24 protein-coding genes are annotated in these 17,003 nt (G+C 64.4%); 1 reads left to right on the forward strand and 23 read right to left on the reverse strand.

The genetic code is table 11. From position 1 onward, the window contains the following. Window positions 1–9 precede the first annotated feature (9 nt). The 14 genes from ASG77_RS11495 to ASG77_RS21890 all read right to left on the reverse strand — a co-directional run bounded on the left by ASG77_RS11495 (window position 10) and on the right by ASG77_RS21890 (window position 9,245). Window positions 10–459: a hypothetical protein gene (locus tag ASG77_RS11495; RefSeq protein WP_056345486.1), complete on the reverse strand. Its 450-nt coding sequence runs from the start codon at window positions 457–459 to the stop codon at window positions 10–12. Beyond that, a complete protein-coding gene (locus ASG77_RS11500) occupies window positions 452–736 on the reverse strand; it encodes a hypothetical protein (protein WP_056345490.1) in 285 nt (94 codons plus the stop codon). The genes ASG77_RS11495 and ASG77_RS11500 overlap by 8 nt, the downstream gene beginning before the upstream one ends. After that, complete coding sequence (locus ASG77_RS11505; RefSeq protein WP_056345493.1) at window positions 736–1,086, reverse strand: hypothetical protein; 351 nt, start codon at window positions 1,084–1,086, stop codon at window positions 736–738. Before ASG77_RS11505 ends, ASG77_RS11500 begins: the two co-directional genes overlap by 1 nt. Next, window positions 1,087–1,509, reverse strand: coding sequence for a Gp19/Gp15/Gp42 family protein (locus tag ASG77_RS11510; protein ID WP_056345496.1), 423 nt, complete (start codon window positions 1,507–1,509; stop codon window positions 1,087–1,089). A gap of 16 nt (window positions 1,510–1,525) precedes the next feature. Next, window positions 1,526–1,855, reverse strand: coding sequence for a hypothetical protein (locus tag ASG77_RS11515; protein WP_056345499.1), 330 nt, complete (start codon window positions 1,853–1,855; stop codon window positions 1,526–1,528). Window positions 1,856–1,857: 2 nt separating this feature from the next. After that, the gene (locus tag ASG77_RS11520) at window positions 1,858–2,766 is read right to left on the reverse strand and encodes a phage major capsid protein (RefSeq protein WP_056345501.1); all 909 of its coding nucleotides are present in this window, start codon (window positions 2,764–2,766) and stop codon (window positions 1,858–1,860) included. A gap of 15 nt (window positions 2,767–2,781) precedes the next feature. Beyond that, window positions 2,782–3,141: a capsid cement protein gene (locus tag ASG77_RS11525; protein ID WP_056345505.1), complete on the reverse strand. Its 360-nt coding sequence runs from the start codon at window positions 3,139–3,141 to the stop codon at window positions 2,782–2,784. A 2-nt stretch (window positions 3,142–3,143) separates the two neighbouring features. Further along, complete coding sequence (locus tag ASG77_RS11530; RefSeq protein WP_056345508.1) at window positions 3,144–4,412, reverse strand: head maturation protease, ClpP-related; 1,269 nt, start codon at window positions 4,410–4,412, stop codon at window positions 3,144–3,146. 1 nt (window position 4,413) lies between these two features. Next, window positions 4,414–5,724 (reverse strand): phage portal protein family protein, encoded by a 1,311-nt coding sequence (locus ASG77_RS11535; RefSeq protein ID WP_056345511.1) that lies wholly within the window; start codon window positions 5,722–5,724, stop codon window positions 4,414–4,416. A gap of 17 nt (window positions 5,725–5,741) precedes the next feature. Continuing rightward, window positions 5,742–7,544, reverse strand: a complete 1,803-nt coding sequence (locus ASG77_RS11540; protein WP_056345514.1) for a terminase large subunit domain-containing protein — start codon at window positions 7,542–7,544, stop codon at window positions 5,742–5,744. Next, window positions 7,486–8,160, reverse strand: coding sequence for a P27 family phage terminase small subunit (locus tag ASG77_RS11545; protein WP_056345517.1), 675 nt, complete (start codon window positions 8,158–8,160; stop codon window positions 7,486–7,488). Before ASG77_RS11545 ends, ASG77_RS11540 begins: the two co-directional genes overlap by 59 nt. Beyond that, window positions 8,157–8,555, reverse strand: coding sequence for a hypothetical protein (locus tag ASG77_RS11550; protein WP_056345520.1), 399 nt, complete (start codon window positions 8,553–8,555; stop codon window positions 8,157–8,159). Before ASG77_RS11550 ends, ASG77_RS11545 begins: the two co-directional genes overlap by 4 nt. Beyond that, window positions 8,555–8,782 (reverse strand): hypothetical protein, encoded by a 228-nt coding sequence (locus ASG77_RS11555; protein WP_056345523.1) that lies wholly within the window; start codon window positions 8,780–8,782, stop codon window positions 8,555–8,557. Before ASG77_RS11555 ends, ASG77_RS11550 begins: the two co-directional genes overlap by 1 nt. Window positions 8,783–8,948: 166 nt before the next feature. Beyond that, window positions 8,949–9,245, reverse strand: a complete 297-nt coding sequence (locus tag ASG77_RS21890; RefSeq protein ID WP_156380282.1) for an HNH endonuclease — start codon at window positions 9,243–9,245, stop codon at window positions 8,949–8,951. A 96-nt stretch (window positions 9,246–9,341) separates the two neighbouring features. On the opposite strand from ASG77_RS21890, the gene ASG77_RS23025 reads away from it, so the two are divergent. Then, a complete protein-coding gene (locus ASG77_RS23025) occupies window positions 9,342–9,563 on the forward strand; it encodes a DUF2188 domain-containing protein (protein ID WP_082575980.1) in 222 nt (73 codons plus the stop codon). Window positions 9,564–9,679: 116 nt separating this feature from the next. On the opposite strand, the gene ASG77_RS11565 is transcribed toward ASG77_RS23025, so the two are convergent. The 9 genes from ASG77_RS11565 to ASG77_RS11605 form a co-directional block, all read right to left on the reverse strand. After that, the gene (locus ASG77_RS11565) at window positions 9,680–10,309 is read right to left on the reverse strand and encodes a DUF7341 domain-containing protein (RefSeq protein ID WP_056345529.1); all 630 of its coding nucleotides are present in this window, start codon (window positions 10,307–10,309) and stop codon (window positions 9,680–9,682) included. Further along, on the reverse strand, window positions 10,306–10,638 hold the full coding sequence (locus tag ASG77_RS11570) for a VRR-NUC domain-containing protein (protein ID WP_056345531.1): 333 nt from the start codon (window positions 10,636–10,638) through the stop codon (window positions 10,306–10,308). The genes ASG77_RS11565 and ASG77_RS11570 overlap by 4 nt, the downstream gene beginning before the upstream one ends. A gap of 3 nt (window positions 10,639–10,641) precedes the next feature. Beyond that, on the reverse strand, window positions 10,642–11,835 hold the full coding sequence (locus ASG77_RS11575) for a hypothetical protein (protein WP_156380283.1): 1,194 nt from the start codon (window positions 11,833–11,835) through the stop codon (window positions 10,642–10,644). Window positions 11,836–12,206: 371 nt separating this feature from the next. After that, window positions 12,207–12,980, reverse strand: coding sequence for a hypothetical protein (locus ASG77_RS11580; protein WP_056345537.1), 774 nt, complete (start codon window positions 12,978–12,980; stop codon window positions 12,207–12,209). Window positions 12,981–13,107: 127 nt separating this feature from the next. Next, a complete protein-coding gene (locus tag ASG77_RS11585; RefSeq protein ID WP_082575981.1) occupies window positions 13,108–14,385 on the reverse strand; it encodes a DNA polymerase III subunit beta in 1,278 nt (425 codons plus the stop codon). Next, window positions 14,297–14,770: a helix-turn-helix domain-containing protein gene (locus tag ASG77_RS11590; RefSeq protein WP_156380284.1), complete on the reverse strand. Its 474-nt coding sequence runs from the start codon at window positions 14,768–14,770 to the stop codon at window positions 14,297–14,299. Before ASG77_RS11590 ends, ASG77_RS11585 begins: the two co-directional genes overlap by 89 nt. Then, complete coding sequence (locus ASG77_RS11595) at window positions 14,767–15,264, reverse strand: hypothetical protein (protein WP_056345546.1); 498 nt, start codon at window positions 15,262–15,264, stop codon at window positions 14,767–14,769. Before ASG77_RS11595 ends, ASG77_RS11590 begins: the two co-directional genes overlap by 4 nt. Next, window positions 15,257–16,666: a ParB/RepB/Spo0J family partition protein gene (locus tag ASG77_RS11600; RefSeq protein WP_056345549.1), complete on the reverse strand. Its 1,410-nt coding sequence runs from the start codon at window positions 16,664–16,666 to the stop codon at window positions 15,257–15,259. The genes ASG77_RS11595 and ASG77_RS11600 overlap by 8 nt, the downstream gene beginning before the upstream one ends. Next, window positions 16,663–16,977 (reverse strand): hypothetical protein, encoded by a 315-nt coding sequence (locus tag ASG77_RS11605; RefSeq protein ID WP_056345552.1) that lies wholly within the window; start codon window positions 16,975–16,977, stop codon window positions 16,663–16,665. The genes ASG77_RS11600 and ASG77_RS11605 overlap by 4 nt, the downstream gene beginning before the upstream one ends. Window positions 16,978–17,003: the final 26 nt, after the last annotated feature.

Genomic DNA, 17,003 nt, shown 5'->3' on the forward strand with positions numbered 1-17,003 from the left:
GGGGTGGTGCTATGCGGTAAATGCCTGGCCAGTGAGCCCTAGGTCGGCCGTGAAGTAGCGGCGCGGCTGGCCGGAGTCTTCCCGGACCTTGAAAGGGCCGGCGGTGCTCCGGACAACGGCAACCGGGTTGCCGGCCTCCACCGCTGCGGAGCCGGCGACTATGGCCTGGACCAGCAGCGCGAGGCTGGATACCTCTGTGCCGTTGGTGGGATCATCACCCGCCAGGACGGTTATGCCGACTGTCGTTTCCCTAGTGTTCAGGCCGGTGGTGGGGCCGCCGTCGTCGCGGACAACGACTGCCTTGCTCCTGCGTGGATCCGGAAACCGGTCACTGACAAAGACGCCGTCCGCGAGCGCAGAGTGTGGACTTGCGCCGTCGGCCGCGATGGCTGCGAGACGTGCCCGGATGTGTCCGGTGAGGAAGAGTTCGACGTCGGAGTGTATGACGTCCTTACCCACCGGACTTCTCCGCGTTCAGTGCGCGGGCGAGGTTCCCGGTTTCGGATTCGACGAACATGCTTGCCGGGTCTTCGGCCACGACCAGGCCGACGTTTCGAGTCGCGGTGCTCTTGATCCTGGTAGTGATCCGGTCCCGGTAGTCGCCAGTGTCCACCGGTGCGGATGCCCGCGCCCGGGCGGCGACACTGTCGAGGTGTCGTTGGACGACGGCGGTGACTTTGGGGGAGTGCCCGAGCTTGGTGAAGAAGGCGTTGTTCCACTTCATCTTGCCTGCCATCAGCCCGCCACCTTCCTGATCCGGAACTCAACGCCCGGATTCCAGCCCGTCAGCGCGTTCTTCCAGTCGGCGACTTCTCCCTCGACGTCCCAGAGTCCTGAGCGGGCCCTGATGCGGTCGTGGGGCAGGACGTCGACGCCGGGACCGGCGTAGAGGCTCATGCCCGTGGTGACGCTAGTACGGTCCTCTGTGCGGGTCTCCGTGCTCGAGGACGGGGCGATGGCCACGCCTTCCAGCTCGATCATGGCCGGCGCTGTCCAGTCCCTCTTGGTTGATTCGCCGGAATATGGATCCGGGACCAGCTGGGCCCGCTCCCGGGTGACCGTCTCACCGTGTGCCAGGGGAAACATTCAGGACCGCCCTTCAGGCCAGACGAAGATGCCCTCGTAGTTACCCGACGGCGGCATAGAAGACTGCGGCAGGGCGGTCGATCTGCCCTCAAACACGGCCACCATCCAGTCCTCGAGTACGAGCGGATCCGTACTTGCCCCTGCCAGCGTTGCTGACCTAGACATCGGACCCACTCCTTCAGAGAAGGACTTGGCCCCGCGGACAGGAACGACGTCGACGGCGCCAAGAACCATCTGGACCACGACGTCGCTCACGTCCTCCGCGGCCAACGTGCCTGCCGCGATCCGGGAATCGACGTCGGGCCAGTGCCGCCGGATCTTCCGCGAAGCGGACCCCAGGTAATAGGTTGCCCGGGTCGCCTCCGCGGAAGTGAGAGGACGCCAGGCCGCCGCCACTGTGTCAATTTGTGCCAGATCGGCCATGGCGTCCTCCTACTTGCTACTTGGCGGGTGTGGACTTCGCGGTGGCTGTAGCTTTCGCCTTAGCCTCTGCTTCGGCAGCCGCCTTGGCATCCGCTGCGGCCTTGGCTTCAGCTTCGGCTGCAGCCTTTGCAGTTGCTTCCGCTGCCGCGGCTTCCTCTTCGGTGGGGGTTGCCTCGATGGTGACCTGCTCGATCAGGCCGAGCGCCTCCAGCTGGTCGAGCTTGGCCTGCTCGACGCCCTCGGGGATGATTCCGCCCTGGCGGATGATGCGGGCGATGCGGTTGCCGGTGGCGGGGCCGACAGCAACCTTCACCACAGAGGCCATTGCCTTATACAGCTGCGGCATGATCAGAGCCCCGTTCCGGTGACGACGAACCCGGCGAGTGGGTTGACAACCACGGGCACATGGGGGTTACGCGCCTGCAGCCGGGTCTTGTCGGCCTTTTCGCGGTAGGAAGCAATCTCCACTCCGGTGTCGCCGCCCACCTTGCGGTACTCGGGCGAGGGGATGTCCTCGCGTGCGACACCGCCCAGGCGGCGGCGGTCCACGAACATCGGGTTCGTGAACTGATCGTCATCACTGGAGATCCAGGTCAGACCTGCGAGGGTCGGGAAGGCACCCGTCTTTGCGGTGTCGTCATCGTTCGGCAGCATCTCTATCAGTTCCGGGATGATCGCGGCGTAGTCGTCGCCGTTCAGCACCACGGTGTCGATGGAGTAGCCGAGCTTGAGCTTCCTGGCCGCAGACTGGACACGGAGAGCGTCCTTCAGAATCTGCTTTCCGGTCGTCCAGGCAGCGCCCGCCGCGAGGGGCTGCGTCACAGAGGACTGGATCACACCAAGAGCAAGCTCGTTGGCGTTGAACACGAGCTCTGTCTGCAGGAGCAGCATCGCATCGTCGATGGGCTGGCGGAGGCTGCGGCCGATCTCCTCGTCTGTGATCTCGGTCGCGATGCCTTCCTTGGAGGCCGTGTAGATCTCGTACTGCTCAGCGCTCAGCGGCGTCAGCTTGTACTCGGCTCCCGGGGCAACGGATTCGGCCTTGCGGTCCGTGCGGATCTTCTCGTTCGAAGGAACCGCGATCGCACCGCCCTGGACCTTGTAGCGGCCCTGTAGGAGGAAGTTCCCGACGAACTGCTGTGCGGTCAGGATCTCGCCCAGACGACGGGCAAGCAGCGTCGGGTTCTTGACGAACGCCTGCAGCTCAGCCGCGGAGGCCGTGCCCAGCTGGCTGGGGGTGTACGGATACGTCTTCATGTTGTGGCGGCCTTTCTAGTTCTGGAGGACTTCGACGGACGCGCTGTCGGCCGCGCTCGTGAGAGCGAGCCCGATGTCAGCGCCGGCAGCGAGCGTGCGGACCTTGCCGGCGCCAGCTGCTTCGAGCCGGGCGCCTCGCACGATCGCACCGGATGCGGTCAGCAGATGAACCGGCTTGCCAACCTCGACGGTCACCTTGTCGCCAATGGCGGCATCATGACCGGCAATGCCGACTACCTTGGCGGAGGCGGCTGCAGCCGGGGTCACCGAACGATCAGTGGCGCCCACCTCAACAGGGTGGCCACCAGTGACGGCCGCGGACACATCGAACGTGACCGTCTGGCCGGGGCGGAACAGAGGCAGGTACTGGCCCATGATCAGGACTCCTTCGGGAATACGTGGTTGTACGAGCGATCCTCGTCCGTGGACTCGGTGATGCCGCCGGTGTAACCAGCGGCCGCGACAGGCACGAGGCCCTTTTCGAGGCCGGCGAGGGTCTCGGACATGCCGGGGTCCGCGGCGAGCGCGTTTACCCAGTGGTCTCGGCGGGCAGGAGCGATCCGGCCATCCTCGACGGCGGCGTTGACCAACGCGAGGCGGTTGGAGGCCAGCTGCTCCTGGCGCGCTGCGCGGCCTTCGGCGGCAGCGTTCTGGAGGTCCGCGTACTGGGCTTCGTCCAGTACGACTGTGCCTGGTGCTGCAGCTACAGGAGCTGCGGGGGTTACTTCCTGCTCTGCGAGCGCCTCGTCGAGTGCGGACAGAAGTCCGGTCTCGTCAAGGTTTGCTGCGGCGGGGATGCCGAGCCGCTTGCGGAGCCCCTGTGTCAGTGCTTCCGACATGGTGTCGGTTCCTTTCTGTTGGGGGGTGATGATGTCCTTCGGCTCGGCCGGAGGTGTTGGGATGGTCTTGGCGACCATGTGGGCGGCCATAGCCAGCGGTGAACCATTGACCAGGCTGAGGCCCGGGCGGCGTTCGTGGCTGGCTTTGACCGTGGGTGCCGGGGCGTTGCGGCGCCCGGCGTGGGCGAATATGGAGAGATCGAAGCGGTTGGTTGCTTCGGTATCGTCGGTGGACTCTGCCTCGCCTTCGTCGATCCGATCAGCGAGGCCCGCCTCCACGGCCTCCTCAGCGGTGTACCAGGTCTCGGCGAGCATCGCCTCGCGCCATTCGTCGGCTGTGCCTCCGGCGCGTTCGGCGTAGATGCCAGCGATGGTGCCTGAGATGCGGTTTAGGATCTCGGCGGTGTCGGCCATGTCCTTGGCGTTGCCCCAGCACAGTGCGCTGGCGTCGTGAATCATGAGTTCGGTGTTCTTGCCCATGACCACTTCGTCAGCTGCCTGAATGATGAAGGACGCTGCAGAGGCTGCCAGGCCGTCCACAGTGGCTACCACCTTGGCCTGGTGCCGGCGGAGGGCGTTCATGATGGCCACCCCGTCAAAGACGGAGCCACCTGGGGAGTTCACCCGGAGGTTGATCGTCTCAACATCCAGTGCCTGCAGTTCCTTGACGAAGTCTCCGGCGTTGACTCCCCAGAAACTGTCGATCACGTCGTAGATGTAGACCTCGGCCGAGGTGCCGGCTTCGTCGGTCTCCATCCGGAACCACTTCCCCTGGCTCGCGGAGGGCTTGAGCATGTTGATCTTCATTTCATCTCCGTGGGTTGGTTGGTTGCGGCTGTGGTGCTGGCTGGGCAACGGGTGTACGTGGCTCGCGAGCCGTGGCGGGATCCGCTGCGGGGAGCCCGTAGGTGGTCCGCAGGAAGTCATCGAGCTTCTGGTCGGCGGTAATGGCACCGCTATCGATCAGGGCCTTGATGGCCTCGGCCGTTGCCGGGTGGCGGGAGCCGATTTCTTCGAATACCAGCCGCGGGGCTGGTTCGTTGGGCCCCCAGTTGACGTCGACCAGGTCTTCGATGACGTGCTGGGTGGTGATGTCCGCGATCTGCATGGCCACCGTCTGCAGGGAGAGCGTGAAGAAGTCGGCGAACGTGGAACCCAGCGCCCAGGACCCGGTTTCGGTGCCGAGGTTCAGGAAGTGAGCCAGGACGCCGCGGGCGATCTGTTCGTCGTAGTACCTGATGGGCTTATCCGCGTCGGGGAGAGTCCCCTCTACGCCCTTCAGCGCGAGTTTCGCACTGTTCGGTATCGAGGCGCCGGAATTGTCGCCGGACCGAAACCCCTTAGCCAGGGTCAGTCCGCTGTCCAGCTCGTTCTTTTCCCTCGTAGTCCGATCTTCGCCGGTCACCGTGTCAGGAAGCTTTGAGCCCTCGTACACCGGGACGCCCATGCCGTTGCGATCCACCGTCTGCGCCTGGACGCGCAACAGGCGGTCCTTCAGCAGCCAGTACTTGTACGCGGGCCGCAGGAGCGACTGGCCCAGCCAGTTGCCGCCCTCACGCTCGTTGACGTACACGGCGAGCCGCTCCACACCCATCTTGGCTTCTTTGTTACCCCCGGAGGGGTGACCGTGCTGGTAAATGGCGACCAGGCCGCCGTCGGGCGCTACATCCACCCGGGAGATCGTCTTGGGCGGGCGCCAGGCGAGCTTCCGGAGCCGCGCAAGACCGCTCTCGTCGATCCGGTACACCTGTTCGAACACTGAGTGCCCAAACGGGAGCATCAGCAGCGACAAACGCAGATGCTCGGCCCAGGAGAACCTGTCACGGGTCCGCAGGACCGGCGCGTTCTCTTCACCGACAAGCGGCAGGCCCATGTCGTCCGCAACCTGGCGGGCAACCTCCGGGCGGGCGCCGTTGGGATCGATCCGCCACTTTGTCCGGCGGATCGGCAGCGTCATGGCCCGCAGCACCGAAATGACCTGGCCATCCTGCCGACGCATGCGGTCGTACACCTCAATGTTGTGCGGCCACTGAAGCTCCGGGGTCTCTTCCTCGTCCAGCTGCGTCCACCACTCGGTGGCCGTACTGGCATAGCCCTTTTCTGACACGGGAACCGTCATGCTGCGCGCTCCTCTCGTCAGAAGCCCTGTTGGGCCCAGTTATCAGTGGATGAATCGACGTCGGCCGTCCGGACTGCTTCCGGTGCCGGCGGTGGCGGCGGGGGAACAACCTCTTTGCGGCCCAGCAGCCACTTGGCCGCCGTAAACGCCATCAGGGGCGCCACCTCCGCAGGGGATGCCCTGTGGTCAGGGATGGAAGCGCCGGCGCTGAAGACCTTCAGGACGGCCGTGGCCGCCGCGACGTCCAGGACCGGCTGTGGGTTGTGCCGGACGGTGCAATCCCTGACGGAGTCGTAAGTGTCCGCCCAGCCCGCAGTGAGGTCACTGCCGGACCATTCCACAACCGGGATGGTGAACTTGACGTCTTCGGCCAGGGTGACCATGAGCGGGGAGATCGGGGCGCCCTTGGACTGGCCGGCTACAGACCGAATACGGTCCCGGCGCTTGTCGTCCATCAGGTAGTCCTTGACCCAGTCCGAACCGTGACGTGCTGCCACGATCTCGACCTGAGCGACGCCGTCGGCCCGGTGTCCGGCGAACGCTACGTAGGTCATTGACCGGTCATGGGATTGATCCAGGCCCACCACGACGTCAGTGACGATCCGGTGCTCTTCGCCCATCCGCAGGCTGCCATCTGGCAACTTCTCCGCTTCGTTCTTGCCCTTATCCCACGAGCCAGGCGGGAACGGGCCCGTCAGAGTGCCCTCTGACCACTGGCAAAGGACCTCAGTGCGGAAAACCCACTCAGGATCGGTCCTGCAGGCCGCGGCGATGGTCCGCTCAGTGAAACCGGGGTTCCAGTTCAGCGACGGATTGGCCTGGGCCCACCCTTGCCGGTCCCGCTCGTCCATTCCTGGGGCGGTTGACCACTCAAACAGGCCGAGAGTGTCCTCGTCCTGTTCAAATTCGGCCAGCTCGTCCTCGTCGAGCTCCTCGTCGTCGTCCGTGAGCTCGTTCAGGTCCAGCGCGGTAGGTCCGGAGGCCCCGATCTCCTCGCAGATCCCGTCAGGATCCCCGATTGCCTCGTGCGCCATCTTGCGGAGGTACCGCAGGACGATGGACGTCAGGTCGCCGGCGTTCGAAAGCGCCAGAATCAGCGCTTCAGCCTGCGCCATGGTGGTCTTGGTGATCGCACCCCAGGCTTCCCAGTTCTGATGCTCGCGCAGCTCATCGAGCATGATCAGATTCCCGGTGAAGCCACGGCCGGCGCGGCGGTTAGCGGCCTTGACCTTGTAGCGGGCCTTGGTCTTCTCAGTGGCACCGTCAGTGATCTCCAGCGCCTTCTTGCCGTTGACCTTGACCACGCGCTTGAGGATCTTGGAGAGCTCGTCGTCTTCTTCGACGAGATCGACGGCGCCCTGCCAGACTTCCTCAGCTGTTTCGAGGTCCTGGGCGGTGCCCATGACCAGCGGCCAGCCCCAGACGATCATGAACCAGAGCGCGAGGACCTGCGAGAGCGTGCTCTTGCCGTTCTGGCGGGCGATCAGCACCACTACCGTGCGGAAGCGCAGCGTCCCGTCCGGGAGCAGCTCCAGCATCCGGCACAGGAGGACCTTCTGCCAGGGGTACAGCTTCAGGTGCAGGACGTTCTCGGCAAACTCGATGACGTCATAGCCGAGGGTCGTCTCTGGCGTCAGCGGCCGCAGCGGGGGAGTACAGATCCGCGGCTCAGCCGAGCCGTAGATCTTCTTCTTTTTCGTCCCCGTGTGAGGTGGCTCGGGAACGTGGCAGATGGAGCGGTAGTAATCACCGGGGTCTACATCAGCCGGTCCGCTCACCGGCGCGGCGTGCGGCGGCGCGAGCTTGGAGGTCGGAGACATTCGAACCCTCCGGCTTCTTCTCGCCGTCGGACGGCTCAGCAGGGGCAGCTGGGGCAGCAGCGCCGGCGCCCATCGGCAGCGACGCCGGGGTGATCTGGAGGTCCGCGCAGGCCTTCAGGTAGGTGGGGACCGTCGTCGTCATGGCTTTCTGCAGGGCCGCCATGCTGTCCCGCTGCGCCTCGTCGATCATCCAGGCGAGGGTCTTGAGCGCAGCAACGGGGCCGGCGAACCGGAGCCCGTGCAGGTGCTTGGCCTCCGAAAGGGTCTGGGCGGTGGCGTCGGCCATGTAGCCGCGCTTACGGACGGGCTTCACCAGGGGTGCGAACCGATCGCCCCACGCGCGGATCTGCTCCGCAGTGGAACGCTCGACGGCGAGCGCAGGGTGAGGGATGACGCGGCCGCGGGGATCCCTGACCACCATGCCCTCTTCCTCGACCCGCTGGCGGGCTTCGCGGAGGCGGGCCATGAGGGTGCAGAAGGTCTCCAGGGCGGAGCGGTCAACATTGCCGGCGAGGTCGTTGCTGGCGACGATCTCTCGCCACATGTTCGCTACAGCTTCGGGAAGGTGGTCCGGGGGCTCGATGGGGTCTGGTTCTGCCTGGGTGCGTGGCTTCATAGTTTCAGCTCCCCGAGTGTCATGGTGCCGCAGCGGATTGTTGACGTGGAAAGGACGCCGGCGCGGATGGCGCCTATCGGCATGGTCTCGACGGCGGACCAGCTGGCCACACTCTGTGGCCGCAGCTTCGCGACCAGGTCAGAGAGTGTCCGGCGCGAATGCCGCCAATCAATCAGGACGGCAATGTCAGCGACAACCATCTGCGGGTAGTCCGCCAGGACCTCACGAACGGCAGGCTCGGCATCCTCGGACACAGACGGCCGGTAGTAGTGATCGCGAGCTCCGGGGACCAGCGCGCGGCGGACGGCGTTGCGAGAGGCCTTCTGTTCCCTGGCGATGCCCCGGATCGATTCGCCTTCGCCGTGGAGTAACCGGAAGGCTGGTCGGTCGTGCATCAGCCTGTCAGGAGGGCTGGGGCGGTGGCTTCCAAGAGCTCGTCCCGCCGGCGGTGTTCTTTCATTGAGTCAGTGATGAATACGGCGGTGAGAACTCGTCCGCGAGCGGCGCTGGGCGAACGAGGCGTGACGAACAGCGGCTTACCCGCAAGGAGGCCGTTTTCTGCGAGCCAGGCTTCGCCGTCGTTGTGGTCTTTGCAAATGATCGCGACGTTGCTGCGTGCCATCTTTTCGTACTCCTTCGGATTCTCGGTGGAGGGTCCGTTTTCCCCGCCAATTCAACGATCTTGGGGGATTTTTCGGAGGGAAAAACCCGGGGGGAGAGGATCCTTCAGGCGGGGAGTGTCCCGGGCTGACTGGAGCTGGATTTTATTCGGGTCCGGCTGGCCGGAGTCACCATTGCTCCGACGTCACACCGAGACCGAGAGTGTCACCGACACCCTCCGCTTTGTTGCAACTGAGATGCGCGGGCTTCCAGTTGCTCGGCTCCCAGGTGAGATGCGGGTAGGAGCTGCGCGGCTTCACGTGCTGGACGCTGCACGACTGCTCATCCGGGTATGCCAGCGAGTAGTCAATGACCATGTCGCAGATGCAACACGGCGCCTTGTTCCGTCGCCCCTCGGACTTGACCCTGAGCAGCGCGTCACTGCGACGGCGGCCTGACCATGCGGGGATATACAAACCGTTCATGGCGTCCACCTTTTGGTCACGTGGTCCCGGACCCTATGCTTTGCTTTCCGCCAGACGTACGCTGAGGCTTCCATAACCAATAACAGGGGGTAGGCAATGGCGTCAGCACACGTGGTTCCGAGCGGTTCAATGTGGCTAGTGAAAGTGAACAGCCAAGAGCGTTCGCGTCACTTCACACAAAGCGTCGCCTGGGATGCGGCGCGCGACTACTTGGCGTCCAACGGCGGGGGCGAGCTCTCCATCCATGGCACGGACGGGGCTGTCCGAGCCAAGGACACCATCTATCCGGGTAATGATCCACGGAACATTCGCGGCTAGGAATGACGAAAGGCCCCGTTGGTGATCCGACGGGGCCTTTCGCGAAACTGTTTTGGGGACAACTATCCCGAGCACGCTCATTCTATCCAGAGTCTCAGAGGATTAACAACTGTCACTCAGCCCACGCGTGTCACATGGTCAGCTAAGGCGTGGAGTTGGTAACCGGACCAGGTTGCCCCGCAGTTGCCGCATGAGGCGAACGTCCCCCGCTCGTGAGGTACCGCAGTGAGCGTCGGCTTCCGGATCATCTCCCCCTCGTCCTCCACCTTGTAGTGGCTGAGCTGGCACTCCGGGCACTTGCCCTTCAGCTCGATCCGCTGCTGTGGATTGAACAGGGCTTCAATGTCGTTGCACCAACCGCCGATCATCCGGATAGCTTCCTTCTCCGACTCCGGAGCGGCAAGGGCCTTCACAGCCCAGAACTGGATCCGCTTGGCGATCGACGTGGCGTCCAGGCGGTCAGTCCCACCGAACGTCCAGTACTGATAGGTGCTCGTCTCATCAATCCGTCTCAGCAGATCGAACGCATTCAGCGCCATGGGAGCAGGCCTGCCCGATCCGCTGCCGCCCGAGCCCGACTCCATACCCGGGGTCAGTGCAGCCTGCAGCTGGCCCAACAGGGATGGCCACATCCTGTACCTGGTCACGGCGTTGCCGGCTTCGTCTTCGGTCTCCACCGGCTGAGGAGTGTTCCTGGTCAACTTACTCACCACGCCGCCGAGGTCCATGGATTCGTTGCTCTTCACTCGTCACCTCTCAAGTCTTTGATGATGTGGCCGTTCCTCAGATCCATGGGGCGCCAGACGCCGGCATTGATCCCAGACAGCTGCAGCACGCCCAGCCACTCCAGCTGGTCAGGGGACACTTTGCCGACGTCGGTCTTCAGCTCACGAATCAGCACACGGCTACGGGCCGAGTTGGCCAGGACAAGATCCGGCCAGCCCGCCCGTGAGCGCCGGGAATCGAATGGGTGATAGGTCAGGTGGTAGCCGTATATCCGGGCAAGGTCGATGACCTGCTGCTGGAACTGGACTTCTGAGATTTTCGGAATGAAAGCAGTTTTGGGAGAAGGCAAGGGTTAGTTCCGTCCTCTGGTTCGGGGGCGTCCACGTCTAGGTCTCTTATTGCTATTGGGTGAGGGTTTGGAAGGTAGCGGGGGAGAGGTTGGCTCCCTTCCCGTACCTGCCCGTCCCGTCCCGTCCCGACCCGTCCCGGCAATACCGGTTCCATCAGTCAGGCGTTTCGCAGGATTGGCAATATGTTGGCAACCAGGGCCGTGCTGGTGAGTCTCTTGCTGGCCGGTGGGGCCGTCGCCAGCGATGGATGGGCCGGCGGAACCGTTGCCCTCTTGCTGGCCGGCAGGACCATCGCCAGCAGCTATCGGGCCGGATGTGCCGTTGCCCTGGGTAGTGGGGCCGGATGTGCCGTTGCCCTCTCGCTGGCCGGTCGGACCGTCGCCAGCAGTGATAGGGCCGGTGGAACCGTTGCCTTCGGGAGTGAGGCCGGATGTGCCGTTGCCCTCTTGCTGGCCGGTGGAACCGTTGCCAGTCTCGTCGCCGGGCTGCAGCTGCTTCCCGGACGGTTCGGGGACGGTCATCCCCATGCGCTTCACATATTCGTGCTCGCGCAGCCACTGGACCGTGGAAGTGCTGAAGAAGGCGTGCTCTGGTGCAGGCAGGCGCGGGTAGTCTTGGTCAGCGTTCGGGTTATCCCGTCGGCCCGAGTTGCAGCCCCGGCAGGAGACGAACAGATCCTTCTCTGAGGCTGCCTGCTTGCCAGGGATCCGGTGATCGTACGTGCCGCCCAGGCGCCCGTTCTGGGCTCCCCAGCGGACCACCTTGCCGCAGTAGCGGCAGCCGTCGCCGTCGCGCAGCCTGGCCGGGATGACCAGCTCTGGACGTGCTGTGTCGTTGCGCCTCTGCCGTTCCCAGTCGATCTCGGCTTTCGTGCGGAGGTGGATGAAGTCCGGGTCATCGAGGATCCGGTACACCTTGCGTGAGTGGCCGTCTTCCTCGAGGGATTCCTCCACCATGTAGCCGGAGAAGACTGCGAGCTGCAGTAGCTCGTTGGCGCGGGACATGCCGCCGGCCATCTGGATGGCCGTGCCCCTGTTGATGACGTAGTCCGTGAGGTGCGCGGCTGACTGGGTCGAGCAGCGCATGACGAATCCGAACAGCTCATTCACAATCCTTTCGTCGGCAAGCTGGTGTTCGAGGACGGCGAGCGCGGTGGGGTGGTTCGCTGCGGTGTCTCCCACTCTGGCCCATGGCATCTATCTGTCCGTCCTTCTGTTGTGGTTGATGTGGCTTCAGTGGGCGGCTGGCCGTGCGGCTGCAATTCGGTGGCGGCCTGAGGCATCCCGCAGCGCGGGCACTTGTGCGTTGCGTCTGGCTGGTGTGCGCCCTCGGCGATGCACTTGCGGAGCCTGCGTGTAAGGATCGCGGCGGCCAATTTGCGGCCTTCTGATTCGATCTCCGCCATGGTCTTAGTCATCGGGGCTCCCCTCCTTTGTGGATCACTCGGCATGTGTGTCTCGTTTCTCGTGTTCCGTGCATCCGCATTTGCTGGCGCCATCGTCGTGAACTATGGCGGTGCAGGATTCTCGTCCGTGGTAATGACCACAGCATTGGCAGTGCCACCTACTCACGCCCGCCGCCTCATCTGCCTCTTCATCCGTTCCTGGAGGAAGTGGTCAATGCTCTTGTCCGGGTTGACAGGCGCTTCGGAGGACGAAAGGTGGGGCGGGGACAGTTGCTCCCAGCCCTCTGCGGCAGCCCGGTTGATGGTCCGGCTGATCGCGGCCGCCTCGTGACGGTTCGCGGGGAGGCGCGGCTTGTCCCAGAGCATGAGGTACAGGTCCCTGACGGCCCGGGCCGTCTCGGCGTTGCAGTACTCGCGGTCCAACAGAAGGCTGAAGTTCGAATGCTCGCGGCCGAGCCTGCGCCCCTGCCACCCGACTGAGTAGCCAAGACATGCGAGCGTCTTGACCCGCGCCTGGGTGGGTTCGGCTTTGACGCGGATCGTTTTTCCCACTGTGGTCAGGGACGGCTTGACCGCTAGGACCCGCTCTGCGACGCGCGTCTCCACGCGTGCCCGGGGCGGCATGTTCCGGGACGGGTCGCCGTAGATGATCTTGCCCAGGGTGGCATTCGAGACCCCTGCGATACGGGCAATGATCTTGAGCCCGTATCCGCGCTTACCCAGCGCAAGGATGTGTTCCCTGACCGGGCCGGCGTCGATCCTGCCGACGTCGTACGTGCCTGCGGCCTTCGCCGCTTCGCGTTCCCGTTCCCTTAGCGTGTTGGCCTTGGTGCAGGGTGTGCAGCGGCATTTGTCCACCACGTAAGCCGTGGGTGTGCCGTGCTGGTGATTGGCCCGGGCGCATTGGCAGTCGCGTTTGATCCGTTCGGCCGTCATGGTGAGCACCTGCACTCACCGCTGAGCGGGTGGTAGATGCCGCCGCAGGACGGGCACGGGTCCATCTTCTCCGGCTTAGACAGCAGTGAATCGTTCTTTTTCTCAAACATCTCTGTAGGCTTCGGCATCAGACTCCCTCCAACGGCTGCGGCATGCGGACGGGCATGATCAGGTGCCGGTACGTGTCCTTAGTTCCGCAGGCAACGCCGCCGGCCGTCAGGCACACAGGCTTAGCCAGGCTCTCCTGGAACGACATGCGAACCTTCTCGGCGTCGATCGAGCGGAGCGCCGCGAGCAAGTACGCGGGGTTGAACGCCACAGCCTGCGTCGCGTCTTCCGGGACTGTTCCGGCGGCCACGAGTGCTGGGGTTTCGACGGCGGCGGCGGGCGCTTCGTTGAGGGCCGGGCGGATGGTGATGGTGCTGGAGGTCATGACGATGGTGGCCGGGGTGTTTCGTTCGTTGAGGTCGACGGTGACGCTCACCTGGTCGATGAGGTCTCTTCTGTCGGCTTCTATGTGGGTTGCAGCGGTATCCAGGAAGAGTGCTGCGAGCTTGGGGTATTCGCCGCCGGTCCCCATGAGCGTGTAGGTCAGATCTCCGGAGATGAGACTGAGCGCGGTCCCGCCGCCGGAGCGCCCGGGGGAGTCGGCAGAGGCGAGGACGCCCACTGTGACCTGGTCGCCGTCGAGGTGCCTACTGACGGACTTCCACACGGCGGCTTTCATGAGGAACCGGAACTCGGGGACAGGCTGCTTGGTGGCGATCCGCTCGGAAGAAAGCCGGTAGCGGTCTGTGGCCTGCATCGTGAGGTGCTTACCGGCGCCCTGGATCTCGATGGAGGTCAGAATCGGGAGCGTGTCGTCAGTGGATGCGGCCACGAGTGAGCGGTTGAGTGCCCCCACGAGTACCTGGCGGTCCATGCGGAATCTCTCGAACGCTGCATGCTCCGGCAGCGGCGGGTACTCGGCCACGTTGTAGTGGTTCAGGATCGGGATCGTGTACCCCTCTGCACTGACCGTCAGCAGCCGCTGGCCCAGCATCTCCCGAGCCGCCAGCGTGACCGGGGCCTTGGGATTGCGGCGGGTGATGGTCCGGATCGTTCGGACCAGCCACGAGAGCGGCAGGAGCGCCTGCGCATCCTTCAACCGGCCCGACGGCTCGTGCTGGAGCTTGGCAACGGCGGACGTCTCATAGTCATACGCCGACACCGTCGCTTTCCCCTGGCTACACTCAACGAGGACGCACGCCAGGATTGGGATAGGCGGTCGGTTCGACGCCGCGACGCCGACAGCGCGGAGCTTCCTCAGCCACTCCTCACTCGTTGCAGTCACCTCCAGATCGGCGAGCGCCGGAGCTGGTCTGGTGATGGTGGTGTCCGTTGTGGCCAGTGCCGTGATGGTCATTGATGGTCCTTTCGCGGTGCTGCGGGTGGAGGAGGTTGGTGAGCTGATTGAGGCGGCGGACTTCGATGGCGTAGGCGCCTTTTTGCTGGTCGGTCCAGCCGCGGCCGGGGAAGTACTTGCTGACCGTGGATGATCCGACGCCGAGCAGTTCGGCGACGGCTACCTGGCTGTATCCCTCTTCAAGGAGCCGGTCCGCTTCGGGCAGCCACTCCTCGAGCGGTCGGAACGGTGCTTTCGGGGCGGATAGGCCGAGTGCGCGTTTGTGCCGGCTGATGGTCCGTTCGGTGACGCCCATTTCGTCGGCTATCTCGTCGAGACTCCTGCCCTCGCTGACTAGGGTGCGTAATCGCTCCCTGTCAGCCAGGCGGCCGTATTGGCGCCTCATTGCCCCAAGCCATTCAAGTCCGTCCCTGATTGGCGGTGCGCGCCGATAATGATCCTGCCGACCTCGAGCGCTTCCTCCCGGTCATCGAAGTAGGGCTCATCGACGATTACGTGGGCGACGTCGTCGCGGTCCCAGCCCATGAGCTTCCAACGTCCGTCCTGCGTTTGCCGGACACCCGCCCTCGGATATCTGGCATGCCGCAGGGTGAACGGCGCATCCGGCGAGCGCCGGAGGACTTCCTTTTGCCAGGGCGTCAGCTTGAACTGCAGCACGTCCTCCGCGAAGCTGACGGCCGCATCCATGGGCGCCGGCTTCGCGAGTTCGTCGACGGTTGCCTCGTATTCGTTGAGGGCTTTGGCGTGGTCCAGGACGGCGGTCTGGGCTTTGACCCGGCCGACCCACGGACGAAAGCCACCGTCGAGGACGGCGGGGCGGTATCCGCAGACGCAGACGGGTTCGTTCTCCGGGTTTCTTCTCAGATCGTGGTTAGGCATCGTCATCTTCTCCCTGGTCTTCGTCTGCGGCGGTGTCGGTTGATTTGCTCTTGAGCGCGGTGAAGTGGGCCATGGCTTCGCGTTCGAAAACGGCCGGCGGGTAGTTGAAGACGTCGTTGCGGACGAGGATCCAGCGGGCTGTGCCCTCGGACTCTCGCCAGCTGTACGACGTCGGATCCCAGGTGGATGGTTTGTGCAGCTGGGATGGCTTGAGCTGCAGCTCGGCCATGAGCATCACGAGCTGCAGGGGCCGGAGCTTTGCGACGGCTTCGCGGACCTCGATGGCGCCGCCGGATCCGGAGAGGCCGTCGTACTTCTTGCCCAGGATCAGCTCGCAAGCCCGCTCATAGCCGTAGTAGGAGCCCAGCACGTTCGGGGCGATGCCCGCCTGCAGGATCTTCTCCGTAGGAGTGAGCGGCAGGCCACCGCCGGCATCGGTCAGACAGCGCCGCAGGTGCTCATCCCATATCGCGAGGTCCTGCTCCAGGCCAGCCTCAATATCCTTCAGCTTCCGCCGCGCTTCTTTCTCTTCCTCTGTTGGGGGAGTCTTGGGCGCCTGGCTACTGTTGGCCTTCTTGTACCACTCAATCTGGCCGCTGTTCTCGTTAATGAAGGCGAACTCGCCCGCGGCGGCGTGCTCCTCGTCCGGGCGGCGGTCGGCCTGATAGTCCCGGTTGTAGTGCCCGCTGTAGGTCTGGTTCCGGTCCAGCGTCGGGATGCTCAGTTCCTTGATCAGGGTCTCCGACGCGGCCTTCGTAACTGGGGCGTCTCGCTTGGTCCTGAGCTGTTTCACCAGGCGATCCCATTCACCGACGCCGCGGTGAGGGTTCGTGGCCATCAGGATCAGCTCCTGGTATGACTCGTGGTCGTCCTTGAACTCGTCGAACGCGTCCGACTGCTCCAACGTCAGGCCGCCGGCGTCCACTAGATGGTGAGCGACGGCCGGCAGCCCCGCGAGCCGCGAGCGCTTTCGGATGAACGACTCAGAGCGGTGGATGGCCTTCGCGACCTTCTTCACTGACATGCCTTCGCATTCCAGGATCGTCTGGATAGCCTTCGCCTCGTTGGAAGCCGTGATGCCCTCGCGGTGGGTGTTCTCCCGCAGCATCGCCTCAATCTGCAGGGGCAGAGTGTCCAGCGACGGATCCACCCAGGAGTAGAGCGTCTCGACGTTCCCGAGCTCCGCGGCTGCCCTTCTTCTATGCCCCTCGATGACGAGGAACTTTCCCGCGTCCAGGCCCTCGGTTATGGGGAACAGGCGGCATCGAATCGTGTTGCCGTTTTCGGCAATGTCGTTCGCCAGCTCGGCCAACTTCTGAGGATCCCCAAGATCAGTGCGGGGGTTATGCGGGTGCGGGACCATGTCAGCGACCGCGACCATCCGGTAATCTGCGGGGCTCATGCACCGACCGCCTTCCGTGCGAACTCATCGATGGCGGCCGCAGCCTTCAGGACCTCGCCGCGGGCCTTATCTTCGACGGCGAGGGCCAGCTGCATTGCTTCCTCTGCCCGGGTGGATTCCAGTGCGCGGAGTTCGGGCGAAAGGACTGCGGCTTCCACGGCAGCTTCGACGTGGTCCAGCTCGGAAAGGCTGTTGACGGCCTGCTGCAGCGTCATACGGTGTCCGTTGTGGAGGTAGCTCTCGACTGTTGGCTTCACGGGGTTACCGAGCCAGTCCTGCTCGGTGGGCGATTCAATGGGTTGTACGGTCATGGCGCTGCCTAACTACTGGGCGGGTG

The organism is Arthrobacter sp. Soil762 (genome assembly GCF_001428335.1).
Classification (GTDB): domain Bacteria; phylum Actinomycetota; class Actinomycetes; order Actinomycetales; family Micrococcaceae; genus Arthrobacter.

Bases quoted from the DNA above. Each gene is read 5' to 3' on its own strand.
- ASG77_RS11555 (WP_056345523.1), bottom strand. From the start codon at position 8,782: ATGGCACGCAGCAACGTCGCGATCATTTGCAAAGACCACAACGACGGC.
- ASG77_RS21890 (WP_156380282.1), bottom strand. From the start codon at position 9,245: ATGAACGGTTTGTATATCCCCGCATGGTCAGGCCGCCGTCGCAGTGAC.
- ASG77_RS11600 (WP_056345549.1), bottom strand. From the start codon at position 16,666: ATGAGCCCCGCAGATTACCGGATGGTCGCGGTCGCTGACATGGTCCCG.
- ASG77_RS11505 (WP_056345493.1), bottom strand. From the start codon at position 1,086: ATGTTTCCCCTGGCACACGGTGAGACGGTCACCCGGGAGCGGGCCCAG.
- ASG77_RS11595 (WP_056345546.1), bottom strand. From the start codon at position 15,264: ATGCCTAACCACGATCTGAGAAGAAACCCGGAGAACGAACCCGTCTGC.
- ASG77_RS11510 (WP_056345496.1), bottom strand. From the start codon at position 1,509: ATGGCCGATCTGGCACAAATTGACACAGTGGCGGCGGCCTGGCGTCCT.
- ASG77_RS11515 (WP_056345499.1), bottom strand. From the start codon at position 1,855: ATGCCGCAGCTGTATAAGGCAATGGCCTCTGTGGTGAAGGTTGCTGTC.
- ASG77_RS11520 (WP_056345501.1), bottom strand. From the start codon at position 2,766: ATGAAGACGTATCCGTACACCCCCAGCCAGCTGGGCACGGCCTCCGCG.
- ASG77_RS11575 (WP_156380283.1), bottom strand. From the start codon at position 11,835: ATGCCATGGGCCAGAGTGGGAGACACCGCAGCGAACCACCCCACCGCG.
- ASG77_RS11605 (WP_056345552.1), bottom strand. From the start codon at position 16,977: ATGACCGTACAACCCATTGAATCGCCCACCGAGCAGGACTGGCTCGGT.
- ASG77_RS23025 (WP_082575980.1), top strand. From the start codon at position 9,342: ATGGCGTCAGCACACGTGGTTCCGAGCGGTTCAATGTGGCTAGTGAAA.
- ASG77_RS11545 (WP_056345517.1), bottom strand. From the start codon at position 8,160: ATGAAGCCACGCACCCAGGCAGAACCAGACCCCATCGAGCCCCCGGAC.
- ASG77_RS11500 (WP_056345490.1), bottom strand. From the start codon at position 736: ATGGCAGGCAAGATGAAGTGGAACAACGCCTTCTTCACCAAGCTCGGG.
- ASG77_RS11540 (WP_056345514.1), bottom strand. From the start codon at position 7,544: ATGTCTCCGACCTCCAAGCTCGCGCCGCCGCACGCCGCGCCGGTGAGC.
- ASG77_RS11580 (WP_056345537.1), bottom strand. From the start codon at position 12,980: ATGACGGCCGAACGGATCAAACGCGACTGCCAATGCGCCCGGGCCAAT.
- ASG77_RS11535 (WP_056345511.1), bottom strand. From the start codon at position 5,724: ATGACGGTTCCCGTGTCAGAAAAGGGCTATGCCAGTACGGCCACCGAG.
- ASG77_RS11585 (WP_082575981.1), bottom strand. From the start codon at position 14,385: ATGACCATCACGGCACTGGCCACAACGGACACCACCATCACCAGACCA.
- ASG77_RS11525 (WP_056345505.1), bottom strand. From the start codon at position 3,141: ATGGGCCAGTACCTGCCTCTGTTCCGCCCCGGCCAGACGGTCACGTTC.
- ASG77_RS11590 (WP_156380284.1), bottom strand. From the start codon at position 14,770: ATGAGGCGCCAATACGGCCGCCTGGCTGACAGGGAGCGATTACGCACC.
- ASG77_RS11530 (WP_056345508.1), bottom strand. From the start codon at position 4,412: ATGAAGATCAACATGCTCAAGCCCTCCGCGAGCCAGGGGAAGTGGTTC.
- ASG77_RS11550 (WP_056345520.1), bottom strand. From the start codon at position 8,555: ATGCACGACCGACCAGCCTTCCGGTTACTCCACGGCGAAGGCGAATCG.